Raw genomic sequence first — 24,319 nt, forward strand, 5'->3', positions numbered from 1 at the left:
TATGAATTAAAACTTTATCTCTTTTCATTTTAAGATTATGCTTTCCAAGAATTCGGCACGCCTGCTGCATATTGATAACTTCGTTGCGGCGAATGTCGCTGCGGCAACTTGCTGAACAACGCCTCTCCGACCCAGGAAACCAGTGATTGTTCGGCAAGTTACGACGAGCCAGGAAGGCGAGTCGTTGTTGTAGTTTTTTCAAATGTTTGGAAAACTTTGCAAAATGTTGGGCATGGAGGCCTGATTGATGCGTAGTCCTGCCGTACGGCGTCTCCCGCGACGCCTTGACGCCCCGATCCCCCTCGTGTGGGGCGTCCGACCCAATCCCCGCGTGCAGGATACGGATTCAAATCCCCTCAGGCTTTGCTGTCCACGACGCCGTGTCGCCAATTCCCCTCTCTCGGCACGATTCCCCGCGTCGCATTGGCTTTGCAAAGTTCTCCGCTTTCGCGGTTGCTAAAGCCCCCTCTCCTCTCTCTCCCCCACTGCGAAATCACTTCCTCCACTTCACATCCGGAGTTGCTTGAATATGGTTACTTCCCAACTACTCGTTATGTCAGCGCTCGTGCTTGGTGCGACGCCACGAGGTGTTGTTTACGAATTCACTGCCAGTTGGTGCGGTCCCTGCCAACAAATGAGTCCTATGGTTTCGCGTTTGGAACGTCAGGGACTGCCCATTAAAAAAATCGACGTCGACAAGTATCGCGCCTTTTCGGCGAAATATAATGTCACCAGCATCCCGGCGTTTGTCTTGGTGATCGATGGCAAAGAAGCCCAACGGATTGTCGGGGCGACCAATGAAGCAAAACTGCGCGAGATGTTCGCCAAAATCCCCCGTGAAGCGGCACCGTCCAAAACCGGAGCGGAGGTACAACTTGCCAGCAATCGCTCCACAGCTGCGCCCGCCGGACGCGGCCGCGTGGCCTCACGCCCTAAAAAGACGCGGTTCCACATTCCATTTCTCGGCAAGGCCGACGACGAGCCGGCGGTCGACCTCAGCGAAGCCACGGTGCGTGCCAACATCGACGAGGGTGACGATGCCCCCGCGGCCTCGCAGATCGCCACGCCCATGGAAGCCAGTGTTCGCATTCGCGCCAACAACGGCACAGGTATCAATTATGGCTCCGGCACGATTATCTCCAGCGGCGAAGGCCGCACCATGATTCTTACCTGCGGACACATTTGTCGCGGCATGGTCAAAAGCGGCACGATGGAAATTGACATCTTCTCGGGTCGGCAACGCAGTACCTATGTCGCGAAAGTCGTTGCCTATAACGAAAAAGCGGACGTTGGGCTGTTGGAATTTCCGTCCGATGAAAGTTTCCCCCACACTCCCGTCGCCCCGGTCGGGCACGGCGTTAAAAAAGGCCAAGCGGTTGCCAGCGTTGGTTGTGGCGGAGGCGATGACCCCACTTTGCAACAACACCGCGTCGTCTCACTGAATCGTTATCTGGGGCCGGACAACATCGAGTGCACCGGCGAGCCGGTCGAAGGCCGTTCCGGTGGCGGATTGTTTGACGAACATGGCGCGGTGGTTGGCGTTTGCTTTGCCCGCGACCCTCAAGATCACCGCGGACTATATGCTGGCCTCAAACCGATTCAACAACTGCTTGATCGTTGCCAGCTGTCACACCTGTATCAACCCGAAACAACGACCGAGTCCAACGCACCGGTGATTGCCGACAACAATGAGGAAAACCTGGGCGATGAAATCGTAATCAACGACGAGAACGAACAAGAGCGAGTTTACACCGCTGAAGACCTGGATGGTGCGGTGGCTGCATCAGAGGCGGCGGCGATGGATGAATTGACTAGCGGCGGCACCGACCTCGGCGCCCTGCAAGAGGCGCTCTCCAAAGTGGGCGAAGCTGAAGTGGTCTGCGTCGTGCGGCCCATCAACAATCCCCGCGCCGCCAGTCGCGTAGTGATCCTCAACCGCGCCAGCGACAAGTTTGTGAAGTACCTGACCAACGAGTTGGAATCGGATCCCATGTACAACACAACGTCGCTCAGAAAGTCCTTCCCCACCACGAAGAAAACCCCCAACCCCAATTCGCCGCAGGTCGTTACAAAACCCAAACTGGCGCCGGTTGCAAAAACGCCCACCACAGCCAAAATCCTCCGCCCCTACCGCCGCCAACGCGTTAAATAACATCGAAGCGGCAAAAAGAACCATGCCACGACGCCCATTGGGGGCGACGAATTTTCCGTCAGCGCATTAACTGCGGCATTGCGATGCTAAGAGGCGGATCTTGTCGGGGAACAACGGCAGCGCGATTTCGGGATCCTCGATCTCCGGATGCCACGCCTTTTCCCACTCCAAGGAATACCAGCCGTCGTACGCGGACCATTGTAATAATTGCATCGCCTTGATCGCGGGAAATCCTCCCCCGCCGAACAACACGTAATCGGCATGCCGATGTCCGCTCATCAACGCATGGGCTGCTTGAGCAGCCGCGTCGGTTTCCGCACCAGAAACCGATTCCGGCCGCACGACCGAATCCTTCCAATGCGTGTGGCGAACCCAAGGTTTCAGCCGGGCAAAAGTCTCTGAGAGCGGTTCCTCGTAAAACCGCCAGGGATGATGCGTATCCCACAGCACGCCTGCGTTGTCGCACTCGACTTGCTCCATCATCGCCTGCATCGCATGCGAATCAGAAAAATCGCCATGCGTCTCGATCAGCACCTCTACCTTCTGCTCGATGCCATAGTCGGCCAGCGCTGTGATTCCCGCAGCCACTTGCGCGATGACCGTCGCACGCCCCGCTTGGTTTTCGGCGGAAGGCAAGGTGTCGCCGAAGACCCGCACAAACTCCGCACCTAACGCAGCTGCCAAGTCGATATAGGCCCGGCCGATCTCCAGTTGCTGTTCACGCTGCGCGGGATCGGGATCGTCGAATCGTACCGATGAGGCCAGTCCGCACACCTGAAACTCGGCCGCTGCCAATTCCGCGCGCCGCACCGGCAACTGCTCCGACTGAAATTCCGCGCGGGCCAACAAGTCGGTCTCCCCCTCCAACAGACGAATCTCCACACCGGAATACCCATAGGCCTTGCCCCGCTCGAGCAATTGCTCCCAACTCCATTGCGGTGTCCCCAATGTCGAAAATGCGATCTTCATCTGTCTGCTGCCTTGAATCTATTTCAAAATCCGGTTGTGCTTGTCTCAGAAACATACTTATAAGTTTTGGCGGGACGCATCAGAGGGTTTTGAATTTTCCTCGAATAGTTTTCAATTCGCTACGGACTGCCATTGCCCGCATCCAACGGTTACCTTGACTATAGACCGCCATATTCCGAATTGCGAGACGTTCACACTAGAACCCACGCCCATGTCTGAAACCACCTCACCGCACCTATTGCCCGAACACCCCGTCGTGGATGCTGCCCTGCGGGATACGATCGCGCGGGACTATCAAATATTTGCCAAGCAAGGGCTGCCGACGAATCTTGAAGCGTATCTAGCGGAGCGGTATCACCTCGATGTCTCCACGACCTATGCGGGCTTGCCGATCACCAATCCGTTCGGCAAAGCCTCCGGCCAATTGTCGATGACTGCGCGGCAAGTCGAAGAAGACGTTCAAGCCGGGCTCGGTTTTGTGGTGCTCAAAACGGTGATTGCCCAAGACGAAACCGGCGCGCAGACCATGGGGGAATGGGCCGTTAAGGAATCGCGTATGGTCGTCGAGCCGATCACCGGGCAATCAGGCGAGACGGGCTGGACCGTGAGTTGGAAAGGCCGCGGCTGGTGGGGGACGTTTGACGAATACCTACAACTGATCCGCGCTGCCCGCCAAATCGCCGCTGACAGAAACACGTTAATCGTCCCCTCCTGCAAATACCATCTCCCAACGCCTACAGAGGTTGTGTGGAAGGAGAGCGAATACCGTTACACAACCGCCAAGATCTTAGAAGCCTGGCAAGCCGGCGCTGCGACCGATGCACCGATGCCGTTGGAAAAAGATTTCAGCCCCACCCTCGCCGGCAGCGACCACGCGGCCCAACAGGCAAAAATCCTCGAATGGTTAAGAACCGTCCCGCGCTTAATTCGCGAGGGACTGGCCGACGCGGCCCAGATTCGCGTGGGACTTAAACTCTTCAATGCCCTGTTCGATGATGACTTCCAACTGGCCATGCTGCGGGCCATTCACGACGGCGAGCATCGCCCCGAATTTTTCATCTACGGCAATCGCCTATTCGATCCCAAGCGCGAATTCGACGGCAAGCGAGGCATCGCATACGGCGGCCCGGATCTAAGCGACCGCAACCTCCGCATCATGTCCCGCTTCCCCACCGAATGCGACACCCCCCTCCCCTGGTCCGCCACCGGCGATATCCATAGCGGAAAAATGGCCCTCGAATACGCCCTCCGCGGCGCCGGTAGTTTCCAACTGCACACCTTCTTCCAAATGCCCAATGCCCACTACACAGCCACGGTCGGCAACAAAACGCAAAAGGCGCTACACGAATTGTATTTTCATCCCCAGCAGGGGTTGATCGTGTGGATTTTGCATTTAGCCGGCGTGTTGGATTTGCCGCGGGAATGTGTGCGATTGGCGGACGTGATTGGGCGCGGCGAATATATTTAAGGGATGTTTGCGCCGTTGGTGAATATGGCCTTTGGTCAAGGCGTATTCGATGTTACACGGATCCCTGGGGCAACGCCCCGGGAAATCGACGACCAATTTGGCTGAAGGCCAAACACAATGCCACCGGTTACAATGAATCCCCCACGCCAAATCTCACCAATTTGCAATCTGATAATCCTTCAAAAAATTCCCCCACAGATGTTCGCCGCTGAGCATTCCGGCAAAAATGGGGTCGCAGATGCGGGCGGCTGCGTCGATGGTGTCCAGCGGGGGGTGGAAGCCGAGTTCCTCGCGTTTGCGCTCGGCAATGTCGGCCGGGTCTTCGTCGGTGATCCAACCGGTATCGACGCTGTTCATATGAATGCCGTCGGCGACGTAATCCTGGGCGGAGGTCCGCGTCATCATGTTCAACGCTGCTTTGGCCATGTTCGTGTGCGGATGTTTGTCGGTCTTATAGGCCCGGTAAAAAATCCCCTCCATGGCCGAGACGTTGACGATGTGTTTGTCACGCGTCGGGACGCGGAGCATCAGTGGTTTCAGGCGGGCATTGAGAATGAACGGAGCGACTGCATTCACCAAATGGACTTCCAGCAATTCGACCGTCGGCACATCGGCCAACGGCAACCGCCAACTGTTGATCGATCGTAGATCGACTTGCTGCAGATCATGATCGTATTGCCCGGTGGGAAAAACCTCCGCTCCGCTGGCATGATCACCGGGAGCCAACGGAATTTGCGATAACTCCGCCGCACGTTGAATGCCGGCTAGACTATCGCGGACCTGTGCGGGCAGCGTCTTGCCGTTGGTGGGGCTGATCAGACCTTGGCCCCGCAATTGCTCATATGAAGCTAACAACGGTTCTGCTGCGGCCGGCAGTGCTTCCAACGACCGAGTTTCCCCCTCCATCAGGTGCGCATAAAATCCCGGCGGACGGCGGACGGTTTGGCAGGCGTTGTTCAATAGAAAATCGAGTCGCGGTAACGTAGCGACTAGATGTTCGGCCAGCAACTCGACGCTCGGCGTGTGCCGCAAGTCGATGCCGTACAATTGCAGCCGGTCCTTCCAGTCCCCGCTATCCGCTTCGTCAAGAAATCGTTGCGAGGCATCACGGGGAAAACGGGTCGTGACGACCACATAAGCCCCGGCGCGGAGCAACTTCAGAGCAGCCTGAAAACCGATTTTCACGCGTCCGCCGGTGAGCAGTGCATACCGCCCTGACAAATCCGCTGTTTGGTTTCGTTTGGTCCAGTTGAGCGAGGCGCAATCGGGGCACATCGAGTCGTAGAACTGATGCACACGGTCGTAGTCCCGCTTGCAGATGTAACAACTGCGGGGGACCTGCAGGCGGGGACCGAATTGGTCGTCGGGTTGCGTGTTGGCCGGAGGCAGCTCCGGTTCGAAGGGGGCCGGGGCGCAGGCCTGTTTGATGCGTTTGGGGGCAAATTGCTTGCGAATTCCGGTCTGGGCCAGCAGCGATTCGTCCGCCGCCTTCTGCTCAGCCAGTGCTGCTTTTTCCCGTTTTTGGATCGCTCGTCGCAGTTTCATGCGGGAAACACGATCCGGCACCGCCACGCCCTCAGCCGCCCGCATCAAGCGATGCATCTCCTCCTGGGACAAACGTTCCAGCAAGCCACGATCGGCCGCCAATTGTTCGAGGACCGCAATGGCCTCAACCATCGCGTCATGGGTGGGTTCAGGGTCAGCTGCGGATTCCGCATCGTCTGCCAAGGTCATTGGGGATATCGTTTAGATAAAATCAGGTGTCAGTTTCAGAGGACCGCAGCGCATATTAGCGAATCGCCACACAAGCATCCAATGCCCGCCGCGCTAAGGCTTAATTCAGCGCACATATTGGCTGAAAGCCAATAAACAACATAGCCCAGGGCAACGCCCTGGGGATACGGTCCGCCCCCCAAATCCATTGGCCGAAGGCCATATTCACCTGGCAAAATGACTATGGCCTTCGGCCAAAAATTGACTTCAACGCCGATTTCCCAACACACACCCATTGCGACTGCCAATGATCCTCGACCTACCGCATGCGACTATCGCCGTAACATTCGATGCTGCAAGCACCTCCGTGCTCTCCGTGGCTCCGTGGTGAATCCCCGCCGAACGGACCTCGTCTTGAAGCAACCCGCAGGCTGTGTTATCGTTTCCAGCCAAGGAAACCGGCGAAACATGACGAAAATCAAGGAGGACGTCATGGAGTTATGGCAATTGGGCCTGTATGCTGTTGCTTCGGTGTTGGCACTGAGATCGTTGACCACGTTGATGGCCAATCACCGCAGTCGTGCGCGGCGCGATGCCGCCATTCAAGCGCGATTGCGAATCAATCAAGGTTTGACTCAGCAAGCGGCACCACCAGCGGGCGGAAAACAGCAAGCAACGGCCAAAACGGCATAATCCGTTTCGGACGCCCGTACATCAGCCAGGAAGGCGCCCCGACTAAAATTCCGTCAGGCCGCTGCCTGACTCACGTGAGAAATACCGACAACGGCGCGAAGAATCTATGACCACATCGGCCGAAACAGCCGTGCACAACGGCAAACTGTTTATCCACACCGTCGGCTGCCAGATGAACGAACTGGACAGCGAACTGGTTGTCGCCGCCCTGCGCAAACATGGTTATGAACTGACCGCCGATGTGGCCGACGCCGACACGGTGCTGTTTAACACCTGCAGCGTCCGCGAACATGCCGAGCACAAAATCTATTCCGCCCTGGGCCGGTTGAAATACAGCAAACGCAAGCGGCCCGATCAAGTCATCGGCGTGATGGGCTGTATGGCTCAGAAGGATCAAAAACTGATCTTTCAAAAAGCGCCGCACGTCGACCTAGTCGTGGGGACCGGACAGTTATCCGAAATCCCGCTGTTGATCGACAACGCCCGCGAGAACCGCGAACGGCAGATGGCGATCAGCCTCGCCCGTCGCGACGCCACGCGTCAAAAGGTCGCCGACAGTTTTGAAAGTTACGATCCACTGCGCGATCCGGAAATGCGGCCCTCGGCATTTCAAGCCTACGTGCGGATCATGATTGGTTGCGACAAGTTTTGCACCTACTGCGTGGTCCCCATGACGCGCGGTCCGGAACAAAGCCGTTCCCCCAAACACATCGTGCAAGAAGTCCAGCAACTCGCCGCCGAAGGGGTCAAGGAAGTCACCCTGCTCGGGCAAACGGTCAATAGCTACCGGCACACCGAGGATGGTCGCGAATATCGGTTGTCTGATTTGATCGCCAGTTTTCACGACACCCCCGGCCTGGAGCGGATCAAGTTCGTGACGAACTATCCTCGCGACATGACCGATGATCTTCTGCAAGCGGTGCGAGATCTGCCGAAGGTCGCGCATTACTTGCACGTGCCGGCGCAGTCGGGTTGTGATGAAATGCTCAAGCGGATGAAGCGGGGTTACACCGTTGAGCATTACCGCGAAATGATGCACCGCATTCATGAAACCGTGCCGGATTGTTCTGTCTCCAGCGACTTCATTGTCGGCTTTTGCGGCGAGACCGATGCCGCGCATGAAAAGAGCATGGAGCTGATTCGCGAGTTCCGCTTCAAGAACAGCTTTATCTTTAAGTACAGCGCCCGCACCGGCACCAAGGCCGATGCGATCATGTTGGACGATGTGCCCGAAGAGACCAAGCGTCGCCGCAACAACGAGATGCTCGATTTGCAGAACGAAATCAGCGAAGAGGACAACGCCGCCCGCATCGGCCGCGAATATGACATTCTCGTCGAAGGCCCCAGCAAAAACGCCGTTAAAGCGGGCGACGATGACAGCATCCCCAAAACCCAGCTTTCCGGCCGCACCCGTTGCGACCGCATCGTCGTCTTCGACGGCAACCGCCGCCTCACCGGCAGCACCACCCGCGTACGAATCGACGACTGCACAGCGACGACCTTGATCGGCACGATCGTGACGCGTGAGTTACAACACACCGCCGATGGGGGTTTGCCGATCTTGGGGTAAGCCCGCCAGACGGAATGGGTAGCCGTGATTGCGCAGCAATCAGGGCGGGCGCAGCCCGCAAGAAGCCGCAGTTGTTGCGTTGCATGAGGAGTGAGGAAAGGGGATGGGTAGCCGTGCGGTTACGGTTGATTGTTCATATCGAAATCACCGACTGCCTGCTCAAGTTCTTCAAGCAACTCGCATCGAATCCTGTTAACGGGGACGTCGTTCGGGTATGCACGGAAAACCGAAATGCCGGTGGGCAGATGCGTAAACCGCGTCGATCCCAGATTTGATTCCGGCGAGAACCAATGCTCGTGTTTGAGTTCGTTGTCGCTGAGCATATCGATTCTAACCAAGTCCGACATAATATCTCCCTTCGCACGGAGTGCCACTGTTACATCCCGGATTCATCATCGGAACCGCTGCCAAGTGGAAAGTATTCGGCCTGCGACAAGCGGTACTGGATGACCCACTCGTTTTTCGGATCGTGTTCAATGAATCCGACCACACGACATTCTTCTTCTGGTTCCGGTGACCAGTCGATACCGCCCAGCTTATGCAAAAATCGGATCGGCTTGTCGTCAAGATAGACAAGTTGAAACGCCTTATACTCCCGGAGGTTCACAATCGTCGTGAATGTGACGCGCTTGCCTACGTATGTTTCGAGTTGATCGTAGCGTGTTATTGGTCGAGAATAGACAAACAGGGTGTAGTACCAGCTGATTCCGATCGCCGTCAGGATGAGCACAGCAGCGAGAATACGTCGCAGGATCCGAGCAATTTGCGTGCGCGGGATGGCAGCGTCGCCACAGGTTCGCGAGTCGGCAGGAAGTGGTTGTATCATCGAGCACTCCTTACTGCATAACGACCATGTTCTCTAGCGCACGGGTGCCACTGGCTTCGCCAGTGCTTTTGAAATGCATGCCAAACCACATTCTAAGCGTGCGTCATTCTTCGTGTCCAATCGAAAAACACTGGCAGAGCCAGTGGCACCCTGGCGTTTCGACAAGACGGCAAAAAACTACAGCGGCTTCATCAAAATGGCCTTTGTCGAACGTTACTTCAGAATCATGGGAATTTGACGTTTTCCGACAGAGCCTAGTAAGTACCTTTTAGGGTACTATTCGCTCTGCCAGTGATACTCAAGCCCGAAACCCAAATTTCCCGTCAATGCAACCCTGCTGTCATTCGCTTGATGGATTGGTTTACATCGGTCATTGTTTTTGGTCCGCGCGCCGGGGGCTACTGCAACAGATAAACGCACGTCCATCAAAATTAATCCGTAGAACATAATCGATTTAGAAAAGCTCTCTCTTCTTGCGAAAGAGTTTCGCTAAAGTCTTCCAATTCTGTCAGTAGGGCATAATTGTCGAGATTATGGAGACACGCACAAAACAGGGCCATCATCCCAGCTGCGTCATATACGGTATCATCCGCAAAAGAACGCCAGTTTAATAATCCTGATTCTAACTGCTCGAAAGATTCCAGCGTTACTCCTTCCAAAGGATTCTGTTGCATTTTTCCTCGATCCTCTCTTGATGTAATTGTTGATGCAACGCTCCGCACCATGCGCGCGGGTGCCACTGGCTTCGCCAGTGCTTCTGAAATGCATGCCAAACCACATTCTAAGCGTGCGACATTTTTTGTGTCCAATCGAAAAACACTGGCAGAGCCAGTGGCACCCTGGCGTGTGGCCCCGTAAGATTCTTTTGGGGCCATACACTTCGCTACATCGCTTTCTCACCCTTCCCTGTCTTGGACAACCAGGAAGACGCGAACACTGTAAAAGTCTTCGCCTTGGGGCCAGTTTACCTGTAACATTTCGGACCGGACTGTACCCCAATCACCGTTATCAAGTAGTACTTCAAGGGCAGTTGGATGGTTTTGCATTTGGGAATAGTAGCAACGGACCCAGTGTGTACCAGGCGGCAGCGAGGATGCCTTAATTAGGGATTCGAGGGCCTTAAACCATGCGATTGGTGGTTCATCAGGATTTGGCACCGTGCCACGGATACCCATGTTTCCGATAGTCACGCGCCTCGATTGGCCATTGATGTCCCATTGTTCTGTTTCGACCTGATCATCATCGCCATCGCGATAAAACGCCGCCAGAAGAACATGGAATGAGTTCGCCACAAAGTTCTGAATGCCGTCGGTAATGGCTTCATCTTTTGTCAGGCCGATTCCAGCGAATGATTCCATGAGAATACGGTCCGGGTCGACTCGCAAATAGAAGTCGATTTGAATGCTCGTCACGTTCGAGGATGGTTGCATTTCTCGGACAATAGCGCCGCAAATGGATGGACGATTATCAACAAGAATCCAGCCATCGCGACTCGTGGCATCCAATCCGTGATCGCGCAGCAGTTTCACAAGGAGAGGATTGATGGTCGAATCACCGCGCACATCTGTTGTTGGCTGTGATGCTGCGTTAAACGGCCCTGGCATTGGCGGCGGCGATTCAGAGCAGCCGGTCAGTGTGGCCAGTAGAATCATCGCGAAATGGCGTAGTGTATTGAACAATTTTGACCTATATTTAAAGAAATACGCAGCCGCTGGAGTAATTTGTATCGTGCCGGCAAATTTGCGGGCTGACCACCTGCCGACTTCGTGGTTTCAGATGGAAACGATCTGGGCTACCCGTGAAGGTTCTTCCATTTTATCACCTGATCTATGATCTCTTTTTCGTCTCAACACTTACTCATTTTTTGCTGCGACGATCTGTTGTTGGTCAATCCAGATTAGATACTCCCCCAAGTCTGATTGCCGCACCCACCCTGAATCAGACATCGCAGAGGGCTCGAAACCATAGCGAGAACTAATCCGATCCACGAGATCCGAGATTTCAGCTAATTCCGGTATGTCCTGTTGACGGATTCGATCACCCAAGCCGTCCAGCAGATTGAATATCTCAACGTCCATTAAGCGACCTTCTGCGAAGCAATACTCAATAGCATTGAAAACAAAGTCCATTCGTTCGTAGGCATCAATGACCGTGAGGTCACCGCTAGGATTCGCAGCGAATCGCTCTTGACCGTCCAGGTAAATTGGAAGGCGAAGCCAAGTTTCACTCATAGAACTGTCAACTCCTGAACTCACCGGGTGGCGCGCGGGTGCCACTATCGGTTCTTAGCTCCATTGGCTAAGAGCACCGATTCTATCGCTTCGGCAAACCGGACATCACCTGCACAGTGCTGCCGCCGAGATAGATCACGTCTGCCCCACAGACCGACGGGACTATTTCCGGACTTTTCTCCGATAACGTTTGCTGAGATGGATGCATTTCCGCAAGAGAAGTGAACGACTTGAAAGAACTCATTTCGATCTTCATTCGGTGGTTCTGATCGTTCCACCTCGGCCGATATTGATTCGAGCACTAGTTCAAGCCGATCGAATAGGTCGCGTGGGCAGCAAAGCAAGAACCCATTCGTGCCTTTTATCAGCGAGCCAGGGTCAGTTCCGATCAACCAGCAACCAATCGAATTGTCGACCGGTCCAATCGTCAGCCAGTCGGGAATTGAGTCGACTTGGACGACCGCAACATCTGATTGCGCTGTCTCGTTTAATGTCAAACCATGTTGTGAAAGGTGGCCTGCCAGATTGTGTGCTTCCCCGGTACTCATGAACCCAACACGCACAAGAGTGTCATCTTCGATGTAGTTGGGGAGATCACTCTCTGCAAACCCATCGAGGCCACCGGGGTACTTCGCCTCAATTGCCGACTTTCGAATAATCACGTTGGCAAATTCAATTTCAACGGCCACGATATTTTCAGCCCTTAACAATCAACGAAACCGGGCCACGACGTTACGCGCGTTGCGACCATCGCACGGGTGCCACTGGCTTTGTAAGTGCTCATGGGTTGCGTGTCCAACCATATTCCATTCAGGTGTATTTTATGGCCAATTAAAAACACTGGCAGAGCCAGTGGCACCCCGGCGGTTTGCCGAATCGTACCGTGTACTTCTGGGACCTGATTCAGTCCTTTTTCTGAAGAACGAAGTGAATAGAGGATATCATCGATGCAATGGCTGAATGAACCTGGAGAATGGAATGCTCGGAGCAACGGCCTCTCCGTTAGGTCGGAACCGGAAACGGACTTCTGGAGAAAAACGCATGACGACGGGATTCGTCACAGCGGTCATTTTTACTTCGATTCCGTGGTCGGCGATTTCTCCGCACGAGTCAAAATGGCTGGTGAATATAACTCCCAATACGACCAGGCCGGACTCATGGTGCGAATCGACGAACGGACTTGGCTCAAATGTGGAATCGAGTTTCTAAACGGAAAGCAATACGCCAGTGCTGTGGTCACTCGTGAATACTCAGACTGGTCGATCGTTCCGCTGCCAAATCCGCCCGCGATCTGGATTCAATGCAAACGCAAAGAAATGACCTTTACCATCAGTTATTCGCTCGACGGCATCGAATTCGAAATGATTCGCCAACTGTTCTTGACGGATGAGCGCGAACAGCAGGTTGGAATGATGTTGGCCGCCCCTAAAGGCAACGGCTTCGCCGTTCTTTTCGATGACTACCTTGTAGATGGTGGAAGATAGGAGTGCAGGCCATCCGTGATTCCCCCACCGGGATAACGCAGTAAAACTCAGAGCAAGGCACACTGGCGGTGATCGTGTGGAAGAAAACTGAATTCGGCCAAATCTACAAAACTTTCTTCAACCACGGCACAACGCGCATCGGGCGGAAGACGTGCTTGGGGGCATCGACATTGGCGTATTGGAAGTATTCCTCGACGGTTAACCCTTCAGGGATCGGTTTGAAATCGAAGGGGCGGTCGGCTGGGGTACTGTATTTTTTGTAGTAGTAAATCTTCAGTTTGTCCTCAGCACCGTTGAGTCGGTAGGCGGCTTCGATTTTCGCAAGCTGATTGGCTCGGCCTCCTTCGGTGAATAGCAACGGTCTGGGAGCCAGCGAAGCCTCCCAGTCGGTCGCGTCGAACCATTGGTACATTCCTGGAATGACGTGATGATCGGAGACCGGTTCGCCATTCATGACGATTGTTCGTTCAATCCAGTTGCAACAGAAATCGTTATGGACGACGGCCTTTACTAAGTCAGGATAAAGAACCCCTAAAACATCTGCCGGCTCGGATCCGAGAGAATGTCCGCAAACTCCCATCCGGTTTTTATCAACGAATGGCTGTCGACTCGCCCATTCCATGATATGTGCTTTTTGAAAAGCGGAGATGCCCAGATAACAACGTCCCAGCAAGATTGCGTTGATTGAGGTTTGCGCACGCCCCCGCAGCGGGCTGTCGGTATCGTTCGTGGCAGGGTTGGCAACGGCAATACTCACCATCCCCTGTTGGGCGATGTGTAATGCCATCCGGTTGTCTTGCCATTTCCAGTCAGTACGGTTTTTGACGTTGTCTTTTGCCTTTTTCCCAATTTCTGGTTCGCCCACCAGGCTTTCTAGACTCCAAGTCGAACCGGGGAAACACATGACGGTTGCAGCGGGAGTACTTTGCGTGATCCCGTCTGGAATCAGAACCATAAAGGGAACGACACAACCCGGTTCGGGATACGCTTCCCATTTTTGAAGTTGGTACCCTTCCCGGTGGCGGATCCAGAGTCGTTTCGGTTCAGGCTGTGTGGGAACCTCGGGGAATGCGAGCAGGTCCCGCAGTTTTTTTCGAACCGCTTCCTGCCAGGCAGGAAACTCCGTCTTTTTCATGTGGGGATTGAACGCCAACTTCGGCGGGTTTATTTTCATCTGATTTTGCAGGAACCCGGCAGTGTCCTGAAATCGCCCATCTTCGCGGTTGGTCGTAAAAGTCTTCCTTTTTATTGCTTCAGCGGAATGAGCCCGTGATATAGAAAGATTTTCGCCGAAAGCTGCTGCTGTCATGCCCAAACCGAGAGAGCCTAAAAACGTTCGTCGTTGCATGATTCGATTTCCCTTACGTGAGTGAGAAACGCTTTGCTCTGTTATGCACGTTCTGCAAAACGGCCGGATTGGTGCCGTGGGGTCGGTCTTTCGACGAAAGCGGCACTTCGGGCAATGACATGTCGAAAAAGGATTCCAGATTGGCGCCGAAGAGCTCCGGGTCGCATGTTACCACATTCCGCGAGAACAGGTCGAGCGGCCAGAGTGATTCGCGTGACCTGAGACTGAAACACGGTGTACAGGCTCTCTTGCTTTTTAAAGGTCGTCTCGCAACATTGTCGGCATCGCTGTTAAATCTGGAGCACTTAATGCGCTCATCCGTGTTGCAGTCATGCTTGGGCTTATGAGTGGAGAGATTCGACACCTGGGATAAGTTTGTCCAGAGGGTGTCTCAGCGGGATTGGCGAACAGCCCATGCCAACCAACAAAAAAGTCCCGCGAATCAGCAGGCGCACGGGTGCCACTGGCTTCGCCAGTGCTCTTGAAGTGCATGCCGAACCACATTCTAAGCGTGCGACATTTTTTGTGTCCAATCGAAAAACACTGGCGTAGCCAGTGGCACCCTGGGCCAGGGAAAGTTTATCCTGTCCACCCACGAACGGCAAATCACGGTTCTATGAAAGTCATTGGAACGTGTAGTGATCGCCCAAGAATACAAAGTCGCCCAAATCGTCGAAGAAAAAGCCAGCGGTCAAGCCGAGTCGGGACTCGAATGCATAGGTTTCTCGAAAGCCTGAACTAACGGTGCGAATCGTGCCGTGCGCTGCGATCCATTCCAACTTAGCAGCGGTATCAAAATCATGCAGGTATTTGCGAACCGCATGTCGCTGTGAGACCAAGTCGATTAACGTGAAGTTGGATTGCATTTCGGCCTCCGCACGGGTGCCACTGGCAATTGATCATGTTGCTTCAGTTGCAAGTTCAAACTGATCTTGGCGGTACGTGATCCGGAACGGTTTTCCGGATTCGTGCGACTGCCACCCGGCAGTCACTGCGAATTGTATGGCAGATCGTACAAAGCTGGGAGTCACACAATGCGGATCGAAAGGTCGTGCATCTCTGTATTCAGGTTCTAACCAATCGACCCAACCCCAGTCAGCAACAAGTGCTTGGCCGCGGCGACTTGATTCGCTGTCACTGTAGACCACGAGCACGCCCTCAAATTGCCATTGATACGTCACATCATCGACGACAATTGACCGAAAGCGACGTTTCTTTATGGGGCGTGCCATTTCGCTGACTTCACTTGATTATTTCGTTCGCGGTTATGGATTCATGCATGCTACAGTGTATGGCGATTTCTTTCGTGACGCACCTAGCGCTTATCACGCCAAATCTCGTCGATAGATAATCACTTCTCCGGACGTTGCGACCACAAATGAACGTCCTGTTGGTGAAAATCCAGCAGCTCGAAATTCGCACGGTTCATCATTGCATAGTTTTGTGACGTTTGCGACATCCTGGGAAACGTATTGATATTCCGATGTCAGAAATACAACGTGAATTGGCCATGGCAATTGGAGGACATGGAGCACCCAACCGTCATTGGTGGATGCCGCAAGACCGCCGCCCGACAAACCTGCCATTCTGAAAATCGTCGACTCATGTTTTCCAATTCCGGGAGCCGTCAAGCGGGAAGCATCCGGATTGTGAAACATTCCCTCAGGATCTCGCGCAATCCGTGTCCCAGTGAGGCAATCAAAAACGCCTCGGCCTTGCGAGGAAACGACCAGAAGATCGTCAGTACCATCCGCGTACCCCACCTCAGTGAGCCCACCAATCGATGAGCCCCCTGCAAGACGCCACGGAGCGGGTGCGTCGGAGTATGGAAGTTGCTCCAACTTTTCGCGTAGTTGACGTTGGTAGGCATCGCTCATGGGTGATTGGCTATACGGTCCTAGGCGGGCCCCAGAACTCGACGAAACACTTTCGTAGAATTCGTAGCGACCACTCATTGGAAAAGACGTTCGGTTTCTTCTCGTCATACCTGCCGCGACTAACGAAGTAGTTCGGATGTTCTTCGGGGAACAAGTGGCCCTGCTTATTTTCTGTTTGGAATTCCCAACCACCATGCTTAGCACGAAAGTAAAAGTCGATTCCGTCAAACACACCAAACGCTTGCGCCATTGGCCACGAGGTAGTCAGTTCGTATCCGCCACCGACTTCCGGGAATGACGCGCGATGGAAACCCGGACGACTCTCAATAATCTCCTCTTGCAGTCTGATCAACTTTATTGTCTCGCAAAACTTGTGAATTCAAAGTTCTCTGACAATCCCTTTAGCACGCACGGGTGCGGCTCAAATATGGACTCCGTCAAAACCAGTGAAGAAAATAATGTCGATCAGGACAGCCGTAATTTCTAATACAAAAATAATGATGGGCGTCAAAATAAACAGACCGATTTTCCACGACCACCTGAGGTTGAGAAAAAGCGGAATGAGACATGCAATTGCTGGCAATGCCAAATGTAACGAGCCGAATCGGTATTCTGGTTGGGATTGGGTGCGATAATGCTCATAGGATGAGGTCACCGGAAGTCCAAGTATCGCGATCATCCAAATAATGGCTAGGATATTGTTGCGGACAGGCCATCGATTCGAACCTGTATCTGTCGAGTCATGCTGCATTTCCAGTGATTAGTCTCCCACGACTTCACGTGCAACGGTCAGTACACGGTTCACAAATGCTGAATCGCAAGTGACAACGATAGTGTTCTCACCGCTCGAAACATACGATATTGGATCCAGATGATCCATGCTCGCCCAGAATTGTCGCTGCAAAGGGATTAGCCAATCGTAATTCGTTCGGTCCCAAGTCGGATCTTGCGACGCAGCCAATGCATGCGGATCGGCGAGTGTGAATCCGCAGTAACCTAAATAGTGATCCATGATGTCGATCGATGGCGGAATGGATGGCAACACATACCACTCCATTCCATCAGCAGTGTCACAAGGGATTTCTAATTGCGGCGAAATCAGTGGACTGACCATAACGCCGTTTATTCGTGTCCATCTGTTCGCTTGCGTTCCAGAGTCTGGGGTGATCGGAGCCGAGTCTGATGCAGTGAAGCAAAGACGTTGCCCAACGTGGTACTCTTTAATCAGGGTAGAAATTTCGCGAATCTCTTCGCGCACGACAATCCATGACCATTTCCCACGTGTTCCAGTAAAGATTCGGTCATCCCAGCGCATTGATCTCAGTGGGCTAACGTGTTGGTCTCACAACAATCTGCTTTCGAAAGTACCCCCGGTCCGCGTGAGCGTCAATCTCAACGTCGGCTGTGCTTCACAACGAAGCCGCATTAGGAGATAAACGTGCCGTCATAGCACCACACGTTGAAAAAAGACTCTGATCGAGCGGTCCGGCTGCGGCCGCTCTCGAATTCCCCCCAGAAGACCGTGACGCCACGGCTGCCGGGAGGTATAGTATGCGGTGAATCGCAAACCAGAATCTACCAAGCCGCTCCGCACGGGTGCCACTGGCTTCGCCAGTGCTCTTGAATTGCTCGCCCAACCGAACTTCAAGCAGGCGCATTTTTTGTGGCTAAACGAAAAACACTGGCAGAGCCAGTGGCACCCCAGTAATGCAACGATTGGCCCTCAATCTCCAAAGTCGAAGAGATCAAAACCCTCACCCCAATCACCCCCACCGGAGAAGGCGGACGCCATACCACCTAAGATCATTATTCCAACCACAACCGAGATGGCAATTTCGTAAGCGATGGCACAACAGGCGATGGTGAAGACGATTCGGTACCACCATTTTCCGATTGCATATTTTCGGGTAACGGGGCGAGCCCAGAGTGAACCAACCAACGCCAAGATGCCACACAAGACAGCGATAATGCGTAACACCCAACCGATCGTGGTGTAATCAATCGACAGCAGCGTTGGCTCGCGGTGCATGAAAAAGTCTCGAGCAACCGCGACCAGCAAGATGCCGGTTAGGCCCGCTAAACCGCCCAGCACAGAAGTCAGCAACCTGAGTTTTGGATAACCAACTGTTGTCATTGCGGGCTCCCGAGGAAAAATTCTTCTGTCGGCGAAAGCTTCAAATCACTAAACTCTAGCTGGGGGGTGTGCATTTGCAATTTGGCCGGACACCTGCGTTCTGGTACATATGTTCGTTATGCGACAGCACAGGTGCATTGAGCACTCGCCGGATATTCGACGCCCTGCTCTTTGTCGGCACTTCGTCAGCACTTCGAATCACGGTCAAATTTCCCGATAGTTTGACCAAGCGATACGCGTTACGTCTTCACCGTCGACCCGACTCACGACTAAAGTTGTTGAGGATTTGGCTTCATTGATTGCGATGACGTACAGTTTGGAGGGGCGATCGTCTGAAACGTCTTGAATCAAAATCGATCGTTCCGTCTTGACCTGTTCGCCTTTCTTTCCGCCCAAGTTGTTGCCCTCGGCGTCAACGTTCAGTTTTTTGCGATAGAAGTCCATCACTTTTTCTGCTGAGTCCGGTGTTGTGAGAATCGCTTTGCTCTTGATTGCGGTGACTCCTTGAATGGCGGCACCAGAGCCTTCGGCGCCATTGAATTTTGATTCGGGGTATTGCCATTCAAGAAGCATGCCCAGCAGCGTTACTTTCTCCTCAGGCGGTGCTTCATCGGCAACACCCCTAATGCAAACGAGTGGGACAAGGATGAGCGTTGAAAGAATTATCATGTGCTTAAGCATTGCATTCGGTCCTATTAGAAGATAGTTCGCGAATCATCTACCGCCGGCATTCACGGAATTGCGACGTGCACGGGCACTCCAGCGGATTACTTATCCGGTTGGTGAGTTGCCGCGACTGCTGTTTGTTTGATGTAATGTGCACCAACGACAGAAAACGGTAACCCTACGATAGTAACGAGATAATCTGGTCCAATCTGAGTCCAGTTCCAATCCCAGTAAGCAGCGATGACGATCGGTGGCACGAGAAGGGCAACAGCACCGGAGACCATTGAGACAGTCCGAGGAAAATGCACACCGCGATGGGCAATGTACATGCCGGCACACGTGAACGGGACAATCACGCACATAATGAGACCGGTCACCCCTTCATCCGGTTTACCAAAACAGATCATCGCCACAATAACGCCAGCCAGCATCAGGATGAAGTGAGCAGCAGCGCCCGCGATGACGTCGTATGTAAATTGAAGAATCGTCCGCATACGTGGTCCGAACATTTGTGCCGCAGAATTTGTGTTTCTCTCAATAGTCCGTATTGAAAAGTACCCCCGGTCCGCATGAGCGTCAATCTCAACGTCGGCTGTACGTCACAACGAAACCGCTTCAGGAGATAAACGTGCCGTCGTAGCTCGGCACATCAAAAGACTGACTCTGCTCAAGCGATCCGACTGCGGCCGCTAATAAAAAGCCCAAAAAGACCGTGACGCCACGGCCGCCGGGAGGTATAGTATGCGGTGAATCGCAAACCAGGATCTACCAAGCCGCTCCGCTAAAGGTCACACTCAAATGCCCCGCGTGAATTTCACTGCCAACCTCAATCGGCATCTTGACTGTCCGGTTGTTGATGTCGAAGCGGTGACGCTCCGGGAGGCGCTTGAGGCGGTGTTTCGCGACAATCCGCGGTTGCGGGGTTATGTGTTGGACGATCAAAATCGTGTGCGGCAGCACATTACGATTTTTGTGGACAGCCGGCCGATTTGCGATCACAATGATCTGAGCGATTCGCTCGAACCGTCCAGCGAGGTGTTCGTCATGCAGGCCTTGTCGGGCGGCTAACGCAACAGTTCTAGCATAGGCAAGGTGACCGATGAACGTTTTGCTCAAAACAGACCCCGCGATGTTGAATCGGCGACTCGATTCGCTCGTTGGACTTGCCGCAGCCTTCATCCTTTGCGGACTCCCCGCCTTGTTGGCTGCTGACGAAACACAACCAGCGTCTGCCGACAAAGCTGCATGGGGTTCGGTGACCGGTCGCGTGGTATTTGAGGGTGACATGGCCAATCCACTGTTGGATCGTTTTCGCGGGGAGCTTCCGGTGTACGCGGGAAGGAGGACACAACGGGCGGCAGCGGGATTGGAGCCAGATAATCCCAACGCTGTGCGGCAAGTCGGCGTGGAGATCAATCGCACCTTAATGATCGACGAATCGACACGCGGAATTAAAAACGCGTTTGTTTATCTCCGGAAAGCTCCGGACGCGATTCATCCAAGGTACAGCGAGAAAGAGTTGGAGGATGTCAAAATCGTCTCCCGCCACACGCGGTTTATTCCTCGTGCCTCTGTCGTGCGACTCGGGCAAACGGTGGAACTCAAAAACTTATCGCCGAATCAAATAACGAATTTCAACGTCAGTCCGGTTCGTAGTGTGGCCGTCAATTATTTGCTCAAGCCATTGAAGCAGTCGGAGTGGAACCCGCAACGTACGGAGAGGTTTCCGATCCGCATCCAAAATGATTTTCAGCCGATGGCCAAAGCCTGGCTACTGATTTTGGATCACCCCTACGCGGTTGTTACGGCGGCAGATGGGACCTTTACGATCCCGGACCTGCCGGTCGGTGAACATCGCTTGAGGGTCTGGCACGAAACGATGGGATACGTCGAGAAATTTGTGAATGTCACTGTCGAGGCGGGCAAAACGACAAACTTACCCAACTGCAAATTGACGTTAGAAAAGCTTCGTAAAAAACATCAACGTTGAATCGCCACTTAATCTCTGACGAGAATAGATCATGAGTGATTGCCTGCACGTGGGAACGAAGAAAGGGTTATTCACCCTCCGCCGGAATAGCGCGGCGGACAAATGGACGATCACGCGCCGCGATTTTCTTGGCGAACCGGTCTCCATGCTGTTTCATGATACGCGCGATGGGAGTTTGTATTGCGCTTTGAACCACGGGCACTTCGGTGTGAAATTGCATCGCCAGGAGCAAGGTGAAGAGACGTGGACCGAAATCGCAGCTCCGCAATTCCCCGAGCAGACGCCTGCGGAAAAACAGCAGGAGGAAGAGAAAGAAGGACGGCCCAACTCGTGGAGTCTGTCGCAGATTTGGGCGCTGGAGTCGGGCGGCGAGGATCAACCTGGGGTACTGTGGGCGGGAACGATCCCCGGCGGATTGTTTCGTTCTCCCGACCGGGGTGAGTCGTGGCAACTACTGCGCTCCTTGTGGGACCGTCCGGAACGTCTGCAGTGGTTTGGCGGCGGGTACGACGATCCGGGCATCCACTCGGTCTGTGTCGACCCGCGTGATTCCGCGCATGTCACCGTGGGTGTCTCCTGCGGCGGCGTGTGGGCCACGCGTGATGGCGGCGAAACGTGGGCCCTTTGCGCCGACGGCATGCGGGCTGAATACATGCCTCCCGAACTGGCCGGCGCGGGCAATGTTCAGGATCCGCACCGGTTGGTCAATTGCCCCGCTGATCCGGATACGTTTTGGGTGCAACACCACAACGGGATCTTTCGCACCACCGACGACTGTCAGTCTTGGCAAGAATTGGATCGCGTGCAGCCATCCGGTTTCGGTTTTGCCGTCGCAGTGCATCCACAAAATCCCGACACCGCTTGGTTCGTCCCTGCAGTCAAAGACGAATGCCGCATTCCGGTGGCCGGTAAAATGGTCGTGACGCGAACCGATGACGGCGGACAATCCTTCATCATCATGAGCGACGGTCTGCCGGCAACCGATGCCTATGACCTGGTCTACCGGCACGCCCTGGACATCGACGCCACCGGTCGCAATCTGGTGATGGGCTCCACCACCGGTTCGCTGTGGGTGTCGAGCGATGCGGGAGAGTCATGGCAAACGGTGTCGCAGCATCTCCCCCCGGTGCATGTAACGCGGTTTGCGGGTTAATGCGTAACGAGCAATCACCCGTCGATTCAAAAAATCGTTGACCCAGAGGCGAACTTCACTTCTCTCCAGATTGGCGGTCACGTAGCCCAAATCCCCTGAAAAACCAGCCTGGATTGACTCATCTCCCAAATCGGGCTATAGTATCAGCACCGATTGATGTATGGCAGAGATTGCTTGATTCTCGGGTGGGCGGGGCAGCCCTAGATGCTTTCTCTAGAATCAGTGGCTGTGTTCTTCTGAACATGGCACCATGCGGTGAGTTTTTCGCCGAAGCTCTTACCTGCCATACCCTTACGTGTTTTGTCTTTTCGGAACTACGTCGACGTGCTTTCGTGTCACCTGCGGCTTTGAACGCGGCGTTTCGTACGAGGGCGGACCGAGTCTTGTTCGTTGCTAAACCGGCGAATGACGGTCATGGTGACGGATGCGGGGAAATCCTGCGATCCGATGCCCTACGAAGGAATGGATTCGAAAAGTTTAATTTTGTCAGTGAACTGACGCGAAGCCGGAAATTGATGGCCGGCAAAAATTCAAAATGAGCTTCCAGCCCCGCAGGCAGATCTTGCATCCTTCGATTTTTTCGGGGAGATATTGCGCGCCGACGGATCGTGAAGCCACAACCAGGAGAATTCATTGTCCAACGAAACGGAGAAGCCAGAAAAAGGCTTCGCAGACTTCGGTCTCAGCGAGACGACCCTCAAAGCTCTAAAGAAGGTCAATTACGAAACCCCCAGTCCCATTCAAGCAGCGTTCATTCCCATTGCCGTGACCGGCAAGGACTGTATGGGACAGGCCCAAACGGGCACTGGCAAGACAGCCTCTTTTGTATTGCCGTCGCTACAAGCCATCGATGATCGCATTCCCGCTACGCAAGTGCTCGTGCTCACGCCGACACGCGAATTGAGCGATCAAGTCAATGCGGAAGCCCAGCGGCTTTGCCACGGTACCAGATGTCGCACCACCAGTTGCGTGGGGGGCAAGGATATCCGCAAGCAGATCTCTGACCTCAAACGTGGGGCACAAATCGCGGTCGGAACACCCGGACGGGTGTTGGATTTAATTTCCCGTGGCGTGCTGGATCTCTCAACACTCAAAATCGTGATTTTGGACGAAGCGGATCGGATGCTCGACATCGGATTTCGTCCTGACATCGAAAAAATCCTCCGCAGCTGTCCCGAGAAACGGCAAACATTGTTGCTCTCCGCCACGATGCCGCCGCCGGTCGAACGATTGGCGCGACGGTTCATGAACGAACCGGAGCGGGTCGATCTGTCGACGAAGGGAATCGCCGCAACCACCGTTGAGCAGTTCTGCGTGACGGTCGATCGCAATCGCAAATTTGAATTGCTGACGCGCGTTTTGTTTCAAGAAAAACCGCGACAAGCGATCGTGTTTACGCGGACCAAGCGTGGCGCGGATGCGTTGCTGAAACGGTTGTCGCGAAAACTGACCAATCAGATCGCGGTGATTCACGGCGACTTGCAACAGCGGCAGCGGGACCGCGTGCTGAATGGTTTTCGCGAAGGCAACATTCGGTTGTTGATCGCCACCGACGTGATGGGACGCGGCATCGACGTCAGCGGCGTCTCACACATCATCAACTACGACATCCCGGAATTTTGCGATGACTACGTACATCGCATCGGCCGGACCGGACGCATGAACGGCGAACGAGGTCGCGGATTTACATTCGTCACCCCCGAGGAAGGGGAACAGTTGACCAACATCGAGATCCGCATCAACGGACTGCTGCAGCCGTATTCGGTACCCAATTTCGATGCCTTTGAGCCCCGCAAACCGTACGATCCGGAAAAGGCGGCTGAAGAACGCGAAAAATCGCCGCCTCCGCCGACGCGGAACGGCCGTTTCCGCCGCACCGCGCTCTCCGCCCGGGTGGTCTAATACTTCCCGGGGAATACCCAGGAATAGGAGGAAAAACCCCAGGTTTTTCCACCGTTTATGTGACATGTTGCGTAAAATGAATGGCAGAGCCGTATAGCGCCAGGCTCTGCCATTTTTTCGTATCCGCGACAAGTTCGTTCACA

23 protein-coding genes are annotated in these 24,319 nt (G+C 54.1%); 9 read left to right on the forward strand and 14 right to left on the reverse strand.

The window, feature by feature from the left end:
- The first annotated feature begins 529 nt into the window (after positions 1 to 529).
- On the forward strand, positions 530 to 2,152 hold the full coding sequence (locus CA54_RS03345) for a trypsin-like peptidase domain-containing protein (protein WP_146369443.1): 1,623 nt from the start codon (positions 530 to 532) through the stop codon (positions 2,150 to 2,152).
- Positions 2,153 to 2,218: 66 nt separating this feature from the next.
- Here CA54_RS03345 and CA54_RS03350 read toward each other — a convergent pair whose 3' ends face one another.
- Positions 2,219 to 3,121, reverse strand: coding sequence for a sugar phosphate isomerase/epimerase family protein (locus CA54_RS03350; protein WP_146369444.1), 903 nt, complete (start codon positions 3,119 to 3,121; stop codon positions 2,219 to 2,221).
- 211 nt (positions 3,122 to 3,332) lie between these two features.
- On the opposite strand from CA54_RS03350, the gene CA54_RS03355 reads away from it, so the two are divergent.
- Positions 3,333 to 4,589, forward strand: coding sequence for a hypothetical protein (locus CA54_RS03355; protein WP_146369445.1), 1,257 nt, complete (start codon positions 3,333 to 3,335; stop codon positions 4,587 to 4,589).
- Positions 4,590 to 4,742: 153 nt separating this feature from the next.
- Here the strand turns inward: CA54_RS03355 and CA54_RS03360 are convergent, their stop codons facing one another.
- Positions 4,743 to 6,323, reverse strand: a complete 1,581-nt coding sequence (locus CA54_RS03360) for an SDR family NAD(P)-dependent oxidoreductase (RefSeq protein ID WP_146369446.1) — start codon at positions 6,321 to 6,323, stop codon at positions 4,743 to 4,745.
- A 447-nt stretch (positions 6,324 to 6,770) separates the two neighbouring features.
- On the opposite strand from CA54_RS03360, the gene CA54_RS03365 reads away from it, so the two are divergent.
- Entirely contained in the window at positions 6,771 to 6,995 is a 225-nt protein-coding gene (locus CA54_RS03365; protein WP_146369447.1) for a hypothetical protein, read from the forward strand.
- 106 nt (positions 6,996 to 7,101) lie between these two features.
- Entirely contained in the window at positions 7,102 to 8,565 is a 1,464-nt protein-coding gene (gene miaB / locus CA54_RS03370) for a tRNA (N6-isopentenyl adenosine(37)-C2)-methylthiotransferase MiaB (RefSeq protein ID WP_146369448.1), read from the forward strand.
- Between the two features lie 119 nt (positions 8,566 to 8,684).
- Here the strand turns inward: miaB and CA54_RS03375 are convergent, their stop codons facing one another.
- The 5 genes from CA54_RS03375 to CA54_RS03395 form a co-directional block, all read right to left on the reverse strand.
- Positions 8,685 to 8,912: a hypothetical protein gene (locus tag CA54_RS03375; RefSeq protein ID WP_146369449.1), complete on the reverse strand. Its 228-nt coding sequence runs from the start codon at positions 8,910 to 8,912 to the stop codon at positions 8,685 to 8,687.
- 29 nt (positions 8,913 to 8,941) lie between these two features.
- Positions 8,942 to 9,391 (reverse strand): hypothetical protein, encoded by a 450-nt coding sequence (locus CA54_RS03380; protein WP_146369450.1) that lies wholly within the window; start codon positions 9,389 to 9,391, stop codon positions 8,942 to 8,944.
- Between the two features lie 431 nt (positions 9,392 to 9,822).
- Entirely contained in the window at positions 9,823 to 10,266 is a 444-nt protein-coding gene (locus CA54_RS03385) for a hypothetical protein (protein ID WP_146369451.1), read from the reverse strand.
- Positions 10,267 to 10,287: 21 nt separating this feature from the next.
- Positions 10,288 to 11,043, reverse strand: coding sequence for a DUF6348 family protein (locus tag CA54_RS03390; RefSeq protein ID WP_146369452.1), 756 nt, complete (start codon positions 11,041 to 11,043; stop codon positions 10,288 to 10,290).
- Positions 11,044 to 11,244: 201 nt separating this feature from the next.
- On the reverse strand, positions 11,245 to 11,622 hold the full coding sequence (locus tag CA54_RS03395) for a hypothetical protein (protein ID WP_146369453.1): 378 nt from the start codon (positions 11,620 to 11,622) through the stop codon (positions 11,245 to 11,247).
- A 947-nt stretch (positions 11,623 to 12,569) separates the two neighbouring features.
- Here CA54_RS03395 and CA54_RS03400 point away from each other — a divergent pair.
- On the forward strand, positions 12,570 to 13,106 hold the full coding sequence (locus tag CA54_RS03400) for a DUF1349 domain-containing protein (RefSeq protein WP_197532177.1): 537 nt from the start codon (positions 12,570 to 12,572) through the stop codon (positions 13,104 to 13,106).
- 103 nt (positions 13,107 to 13,209) lie between these two features.
- Here the strand turns inward: CA54_RS03400 and CA54_RS03405 are convergent, their stop codons facing one another.
- The 7 genes from CA54_RS03405 to CA54_RS03440 form a co-directional block, all read right to left on the reverse strand.
- Positions 13,210 to 14,454 carry an alpha/beta hydrolase family protein gene (locus CA54_RS03405; protein ID WP_146369455.1) on the reverse strand — a complete coding sequence of 415 codons (1,245 nt, stop codon included), beginning with the start codon at positions 14,452 to 14,454 and terminating at the stop codon, positions 13,210 to 13,212.
- Between the two features lie 623 nt (positions 14,455 to 15,077).
- The gene (locus CA54_RS03410; protein ID WP_146369456.1) at positions 15,078 to 15,320 is read right to left on the reverse strand and encodes a hypothetical protein; all 243 of its coding nucleotides are present in this window, start codon (positions 15,318 to 15,320) and stop codon (positions 15,078 to 15,080) included.
- Positions 15,321 to 15,353: 33 nt separating this feature from the next.
- The gene (locus tag CA54_RS03415; RefSeq protein ID WP_146369457.1) at positions 15,354 to 15,686 is read right to left on the reverse strand and encodes a hypothetical protein; all 333 of its coding nucleotides are present in this window, start codon (positions 15,684 to 15,686) and stop codon (positions 15,354 to 15,356) included.
- Between the two features lie 1,405 nt (positions 15,687 to 17,091).
- Positions 17,092 to 17,445, reverse strand: a complete 354-nt coding sequence (locus CA54_RS03425) for a hypothetical protein (RefSeq protein WP_146369459.1) — start codon at positions 17,443 to 17,445, stop codon at positions 17,092 to 17,094.
- A 609-nt stretch (positions 17,446 to 18,054) separates the two neighbouring features.
- Positions 18,055 to 18,465 carry a hypothetical protein gene (locus CA54_RS03430; protein WP_146369460.1) on the reverse strand — a complete coding sequence of 137 codons (411 nt, stop codon included), beginning with the start codon at positions 18,463 to 18,465 and terminating at the stop codon, positions 18,055 to 18,057.
- 204 nt (positions 18,466 to 18,669) lie between these two features.
- Positions 18,670 to 19,134: a hypothetical protein gene (locus CA54_RS03435; protein ID WP_146369461.1), complete on the reverse strand. Its 465-nt coding sequence runs from the start codon at positions 19,132 to 19,134 to the stop codon at positions 18,670 to 18,672.
- A 98-nt stretch (positions 19,135 to 19,232) separates the two neighbouring features.
- A complete protein-coding gene (locus tag CA54_RS03440; RefSeq protein ID WP_146369462.1) occupies positions 19,233 to 19,625 on the reverse strand; it encodes a hypothetical protein in 393 nt (130 codons plus the stop codon).
- Positions 19,626 to 19,929: 304 nt separating this feature from the next.
- Between CA54_RS03440 and CA54_RS03445 the strand changes: the two genes are divergently transcribed.
- The 4 genes from CA54_RS03445 (at position 19,930) to CA54_RS03460 (ending at position 24,176) form a co-directional block, all read left to right on the forward strand.
- Positions 19,930 to 20,199, forward strand: coding sequence for a MoaD/ThiS family protein (locus tag CA54_RS03445; RefSeq protein WP_146369463.1), 270 nt, complete (start codon positions 19,930 to 19,932; stop codon positions 20,197 to 20,199).
- Positions 20,200 to 20,230: 31 nt separating this feature from the next.
- Positions 20,231 to 21,121, forward strand: a complete 891-nt coding sequence (locus tag CA54_RS03450) for a carboxypeptidase-like regulatory domain-containing protein (RefSeq protein WP_146369464.1) — start codon at positions 20,231 to 20,233, stop codon at positions 21,119 to 21,121.
- Between the two features lie 31 nt (positions 21,122 to 21,152).
- Entirely contained in the window at positions 21,153 to 22,274 is a 1,122-nt protein-coding gene (locus CA54_RS03455; protein WP_146369465.1) for a WD40/YVTN/BNR-like repeat-containing protein, read from the forward strand.
- 633 nt (positions 22,275 to 22,907) lie between these two features.
- Complete coding sequence (locus tag CA54_RS03460) at positions 22,908 to 24,176, forward strand: DEAD/DEAH box helicase (protein WP_146369466.1); 1,269 nt, start codon at positions 22,908 to 22,910, stop codon at positions 24,174 to 24,176.
- Positions 24,177 to 24,319: the final 143 nt, after the last annotated feature.

Origin of the sequence: Symmachiella macrocystis (assembly GCF_007860075.1) — a bacterium.
GTDB classification, from domain to species: Bacteria; Planctomycetota; Planctomycetia; order Planctomycetales; family Planctomycetaceae; genus Symmachiella; species Symmachiella macrocystis.

Bases quoted from the DNA above. Each gene is read 5' to 3' on its own strand.
- CA54_RS03405 (WP_146369455.1), bottom strand. From the start codon at position 14,454: ATGCAACGACGAACGTTTTTAGGCTCTCTCGGTTTGGGCATGACAGCA.
- CA54_RS03365 (WP_146369447.1), top strand. From the start codon at position 6,771: ATGACGAAAATCAAGGAGGACGTCATGGAGTTATGGCAATTGGGCCTG.
- CA54_RS03345 (WP_146369443.1), top strand. From the start codon at position 530: ATGGTTACTTCCCAACTACTCGTTATGTCAGCGCTCGTGCTTGGTGCG.
- CA54_RS03375 (WP_146369449.1), bottom strand. From the start codon at position 8,912: ATGTCGGACTTGGTTAGAATCGATATGCTCAGCGACAACGAACTCAAA.
- CA54_RS03440 (WP_146369462.1), bottom strand. From the start codon at position 19,625: ATGCGGACGATTCTTCAATTTACATACGACGTCATCGCGGGCGCTGCT.
- CA54_RS03390 (WP_146369452.1), bottom strand. From the start codon at position 11,043: ATGATTCTACTGGCCACACTGACCGGCTGCTCTGAATCGCCGCCGCCA.
- miaB (WP_146369448.1), top strand. From the start codon at position 7,102: ATGACCACATCGGCCGAAACAGCCGTGCACAACGGCAAACTGTTTATC.
- CA54_RS03445 (WP_146369463.1), top strand. From the start codon at position 19,930: ATGCCCCGCGTGAATTTCACTGCCAACCTCAATCGGCATCTTGACTGT.
- CA54_RS03410 (WP_146369456.1), bottom strand. From the start codon at position 15,320: ATGCAATCCAACTTCACGTTAATCGACTTGGTCTCACAGCGACATGCG.
- CA54_RS03400 (WP_197532177.1), top strand. From the start codon at position 12,570: ATGCAATGGCTGAATGAACCTGGAGAATGGAATGCTCGGAGCAACGGC.
- CA54_RS03385 (WP_146369451.1), bottom strand. From the start codon at position 10,266: ATGGCCCCAAAAGAATCTTACGGGGCCACACGCCAGGGTGCCACTGGC.
- CA54_RS03355 (WP_146369445.1), top strand. From the start codon at position 3,333: ATGTCTGAAACCACCTCACCGCACCTATTGCCCGAACACCCCGTCGTG.
- CA54_RS03415 (WP_146369457.1), bottom strand. From the start codon at position 15,686: ATGGCACGCCCCATAAAGAAACGTCGCTTTCGGTCAATTGTCGTCGAT.
- CA54_RS03380 (WP_146369450.1), bottom strand. From the start codon at position 9,391: ATGATACAACCACTTCCTGCCGACTCGCGAACCTGTGGCGACGCTGCC.
- CA54_RS03430 (WP_146369460.1), bottom strand. From the start codon at position 18,465: ATGACAACAGTTGGTTATCCAAAACTCAGGTTGCTGACTTCTGTGCTG.
- CA54_RS03455 (WP_146369465.1), top strand. From the start codon at position 21,153: ATGAGTGATTGCCTGCACGTGGGAACGAAGAAAGGGTTATTCACCCTC.
- CA54_RS03360 (WP_146369446.1), bottom strand. From the start codon at position 6,323: ATGACCTTGGCAGACGATGCGGAATCCGCAGCTGACCCTGAACCCACC.
- CA54_RS03395 (WP_146369453.1), bottom strand. From the start codon at position 11,622: ATGAGTGAAACTTGGCTTCGCCTTCCAATTTACCTGGACGGTCAAGAG.
- CA54_RS03450 (WP_146369464.1), top strand. From the start codon at position 20,231: ATGAACGTTTTGCTCAAAACAGACCCCGCGATGTTGAATCGGCGACTC.
- CA54_RS03350 (WP_146369444.1), bottom strand. From the start codon at position 3,121: ATGAAGATCGCATTTTCGACATTGGGGACACCGCAATGGAGTTGGGAG.
- CA54_RS03425 (WP_146369459.1), bottom strand. From the start codon at position 17,445: ATGGTCAGTCCACTGATTTCGCCGCAATTAGAAATCCCTTGTGACACT.
- CA54_RS03435 (WP_146369461.1), bottom strand. From the start codon at position 19,134: ATGATAATTCTTTCAACGCTCATCCTTGTCCCACTCGTTTGCATTAGG.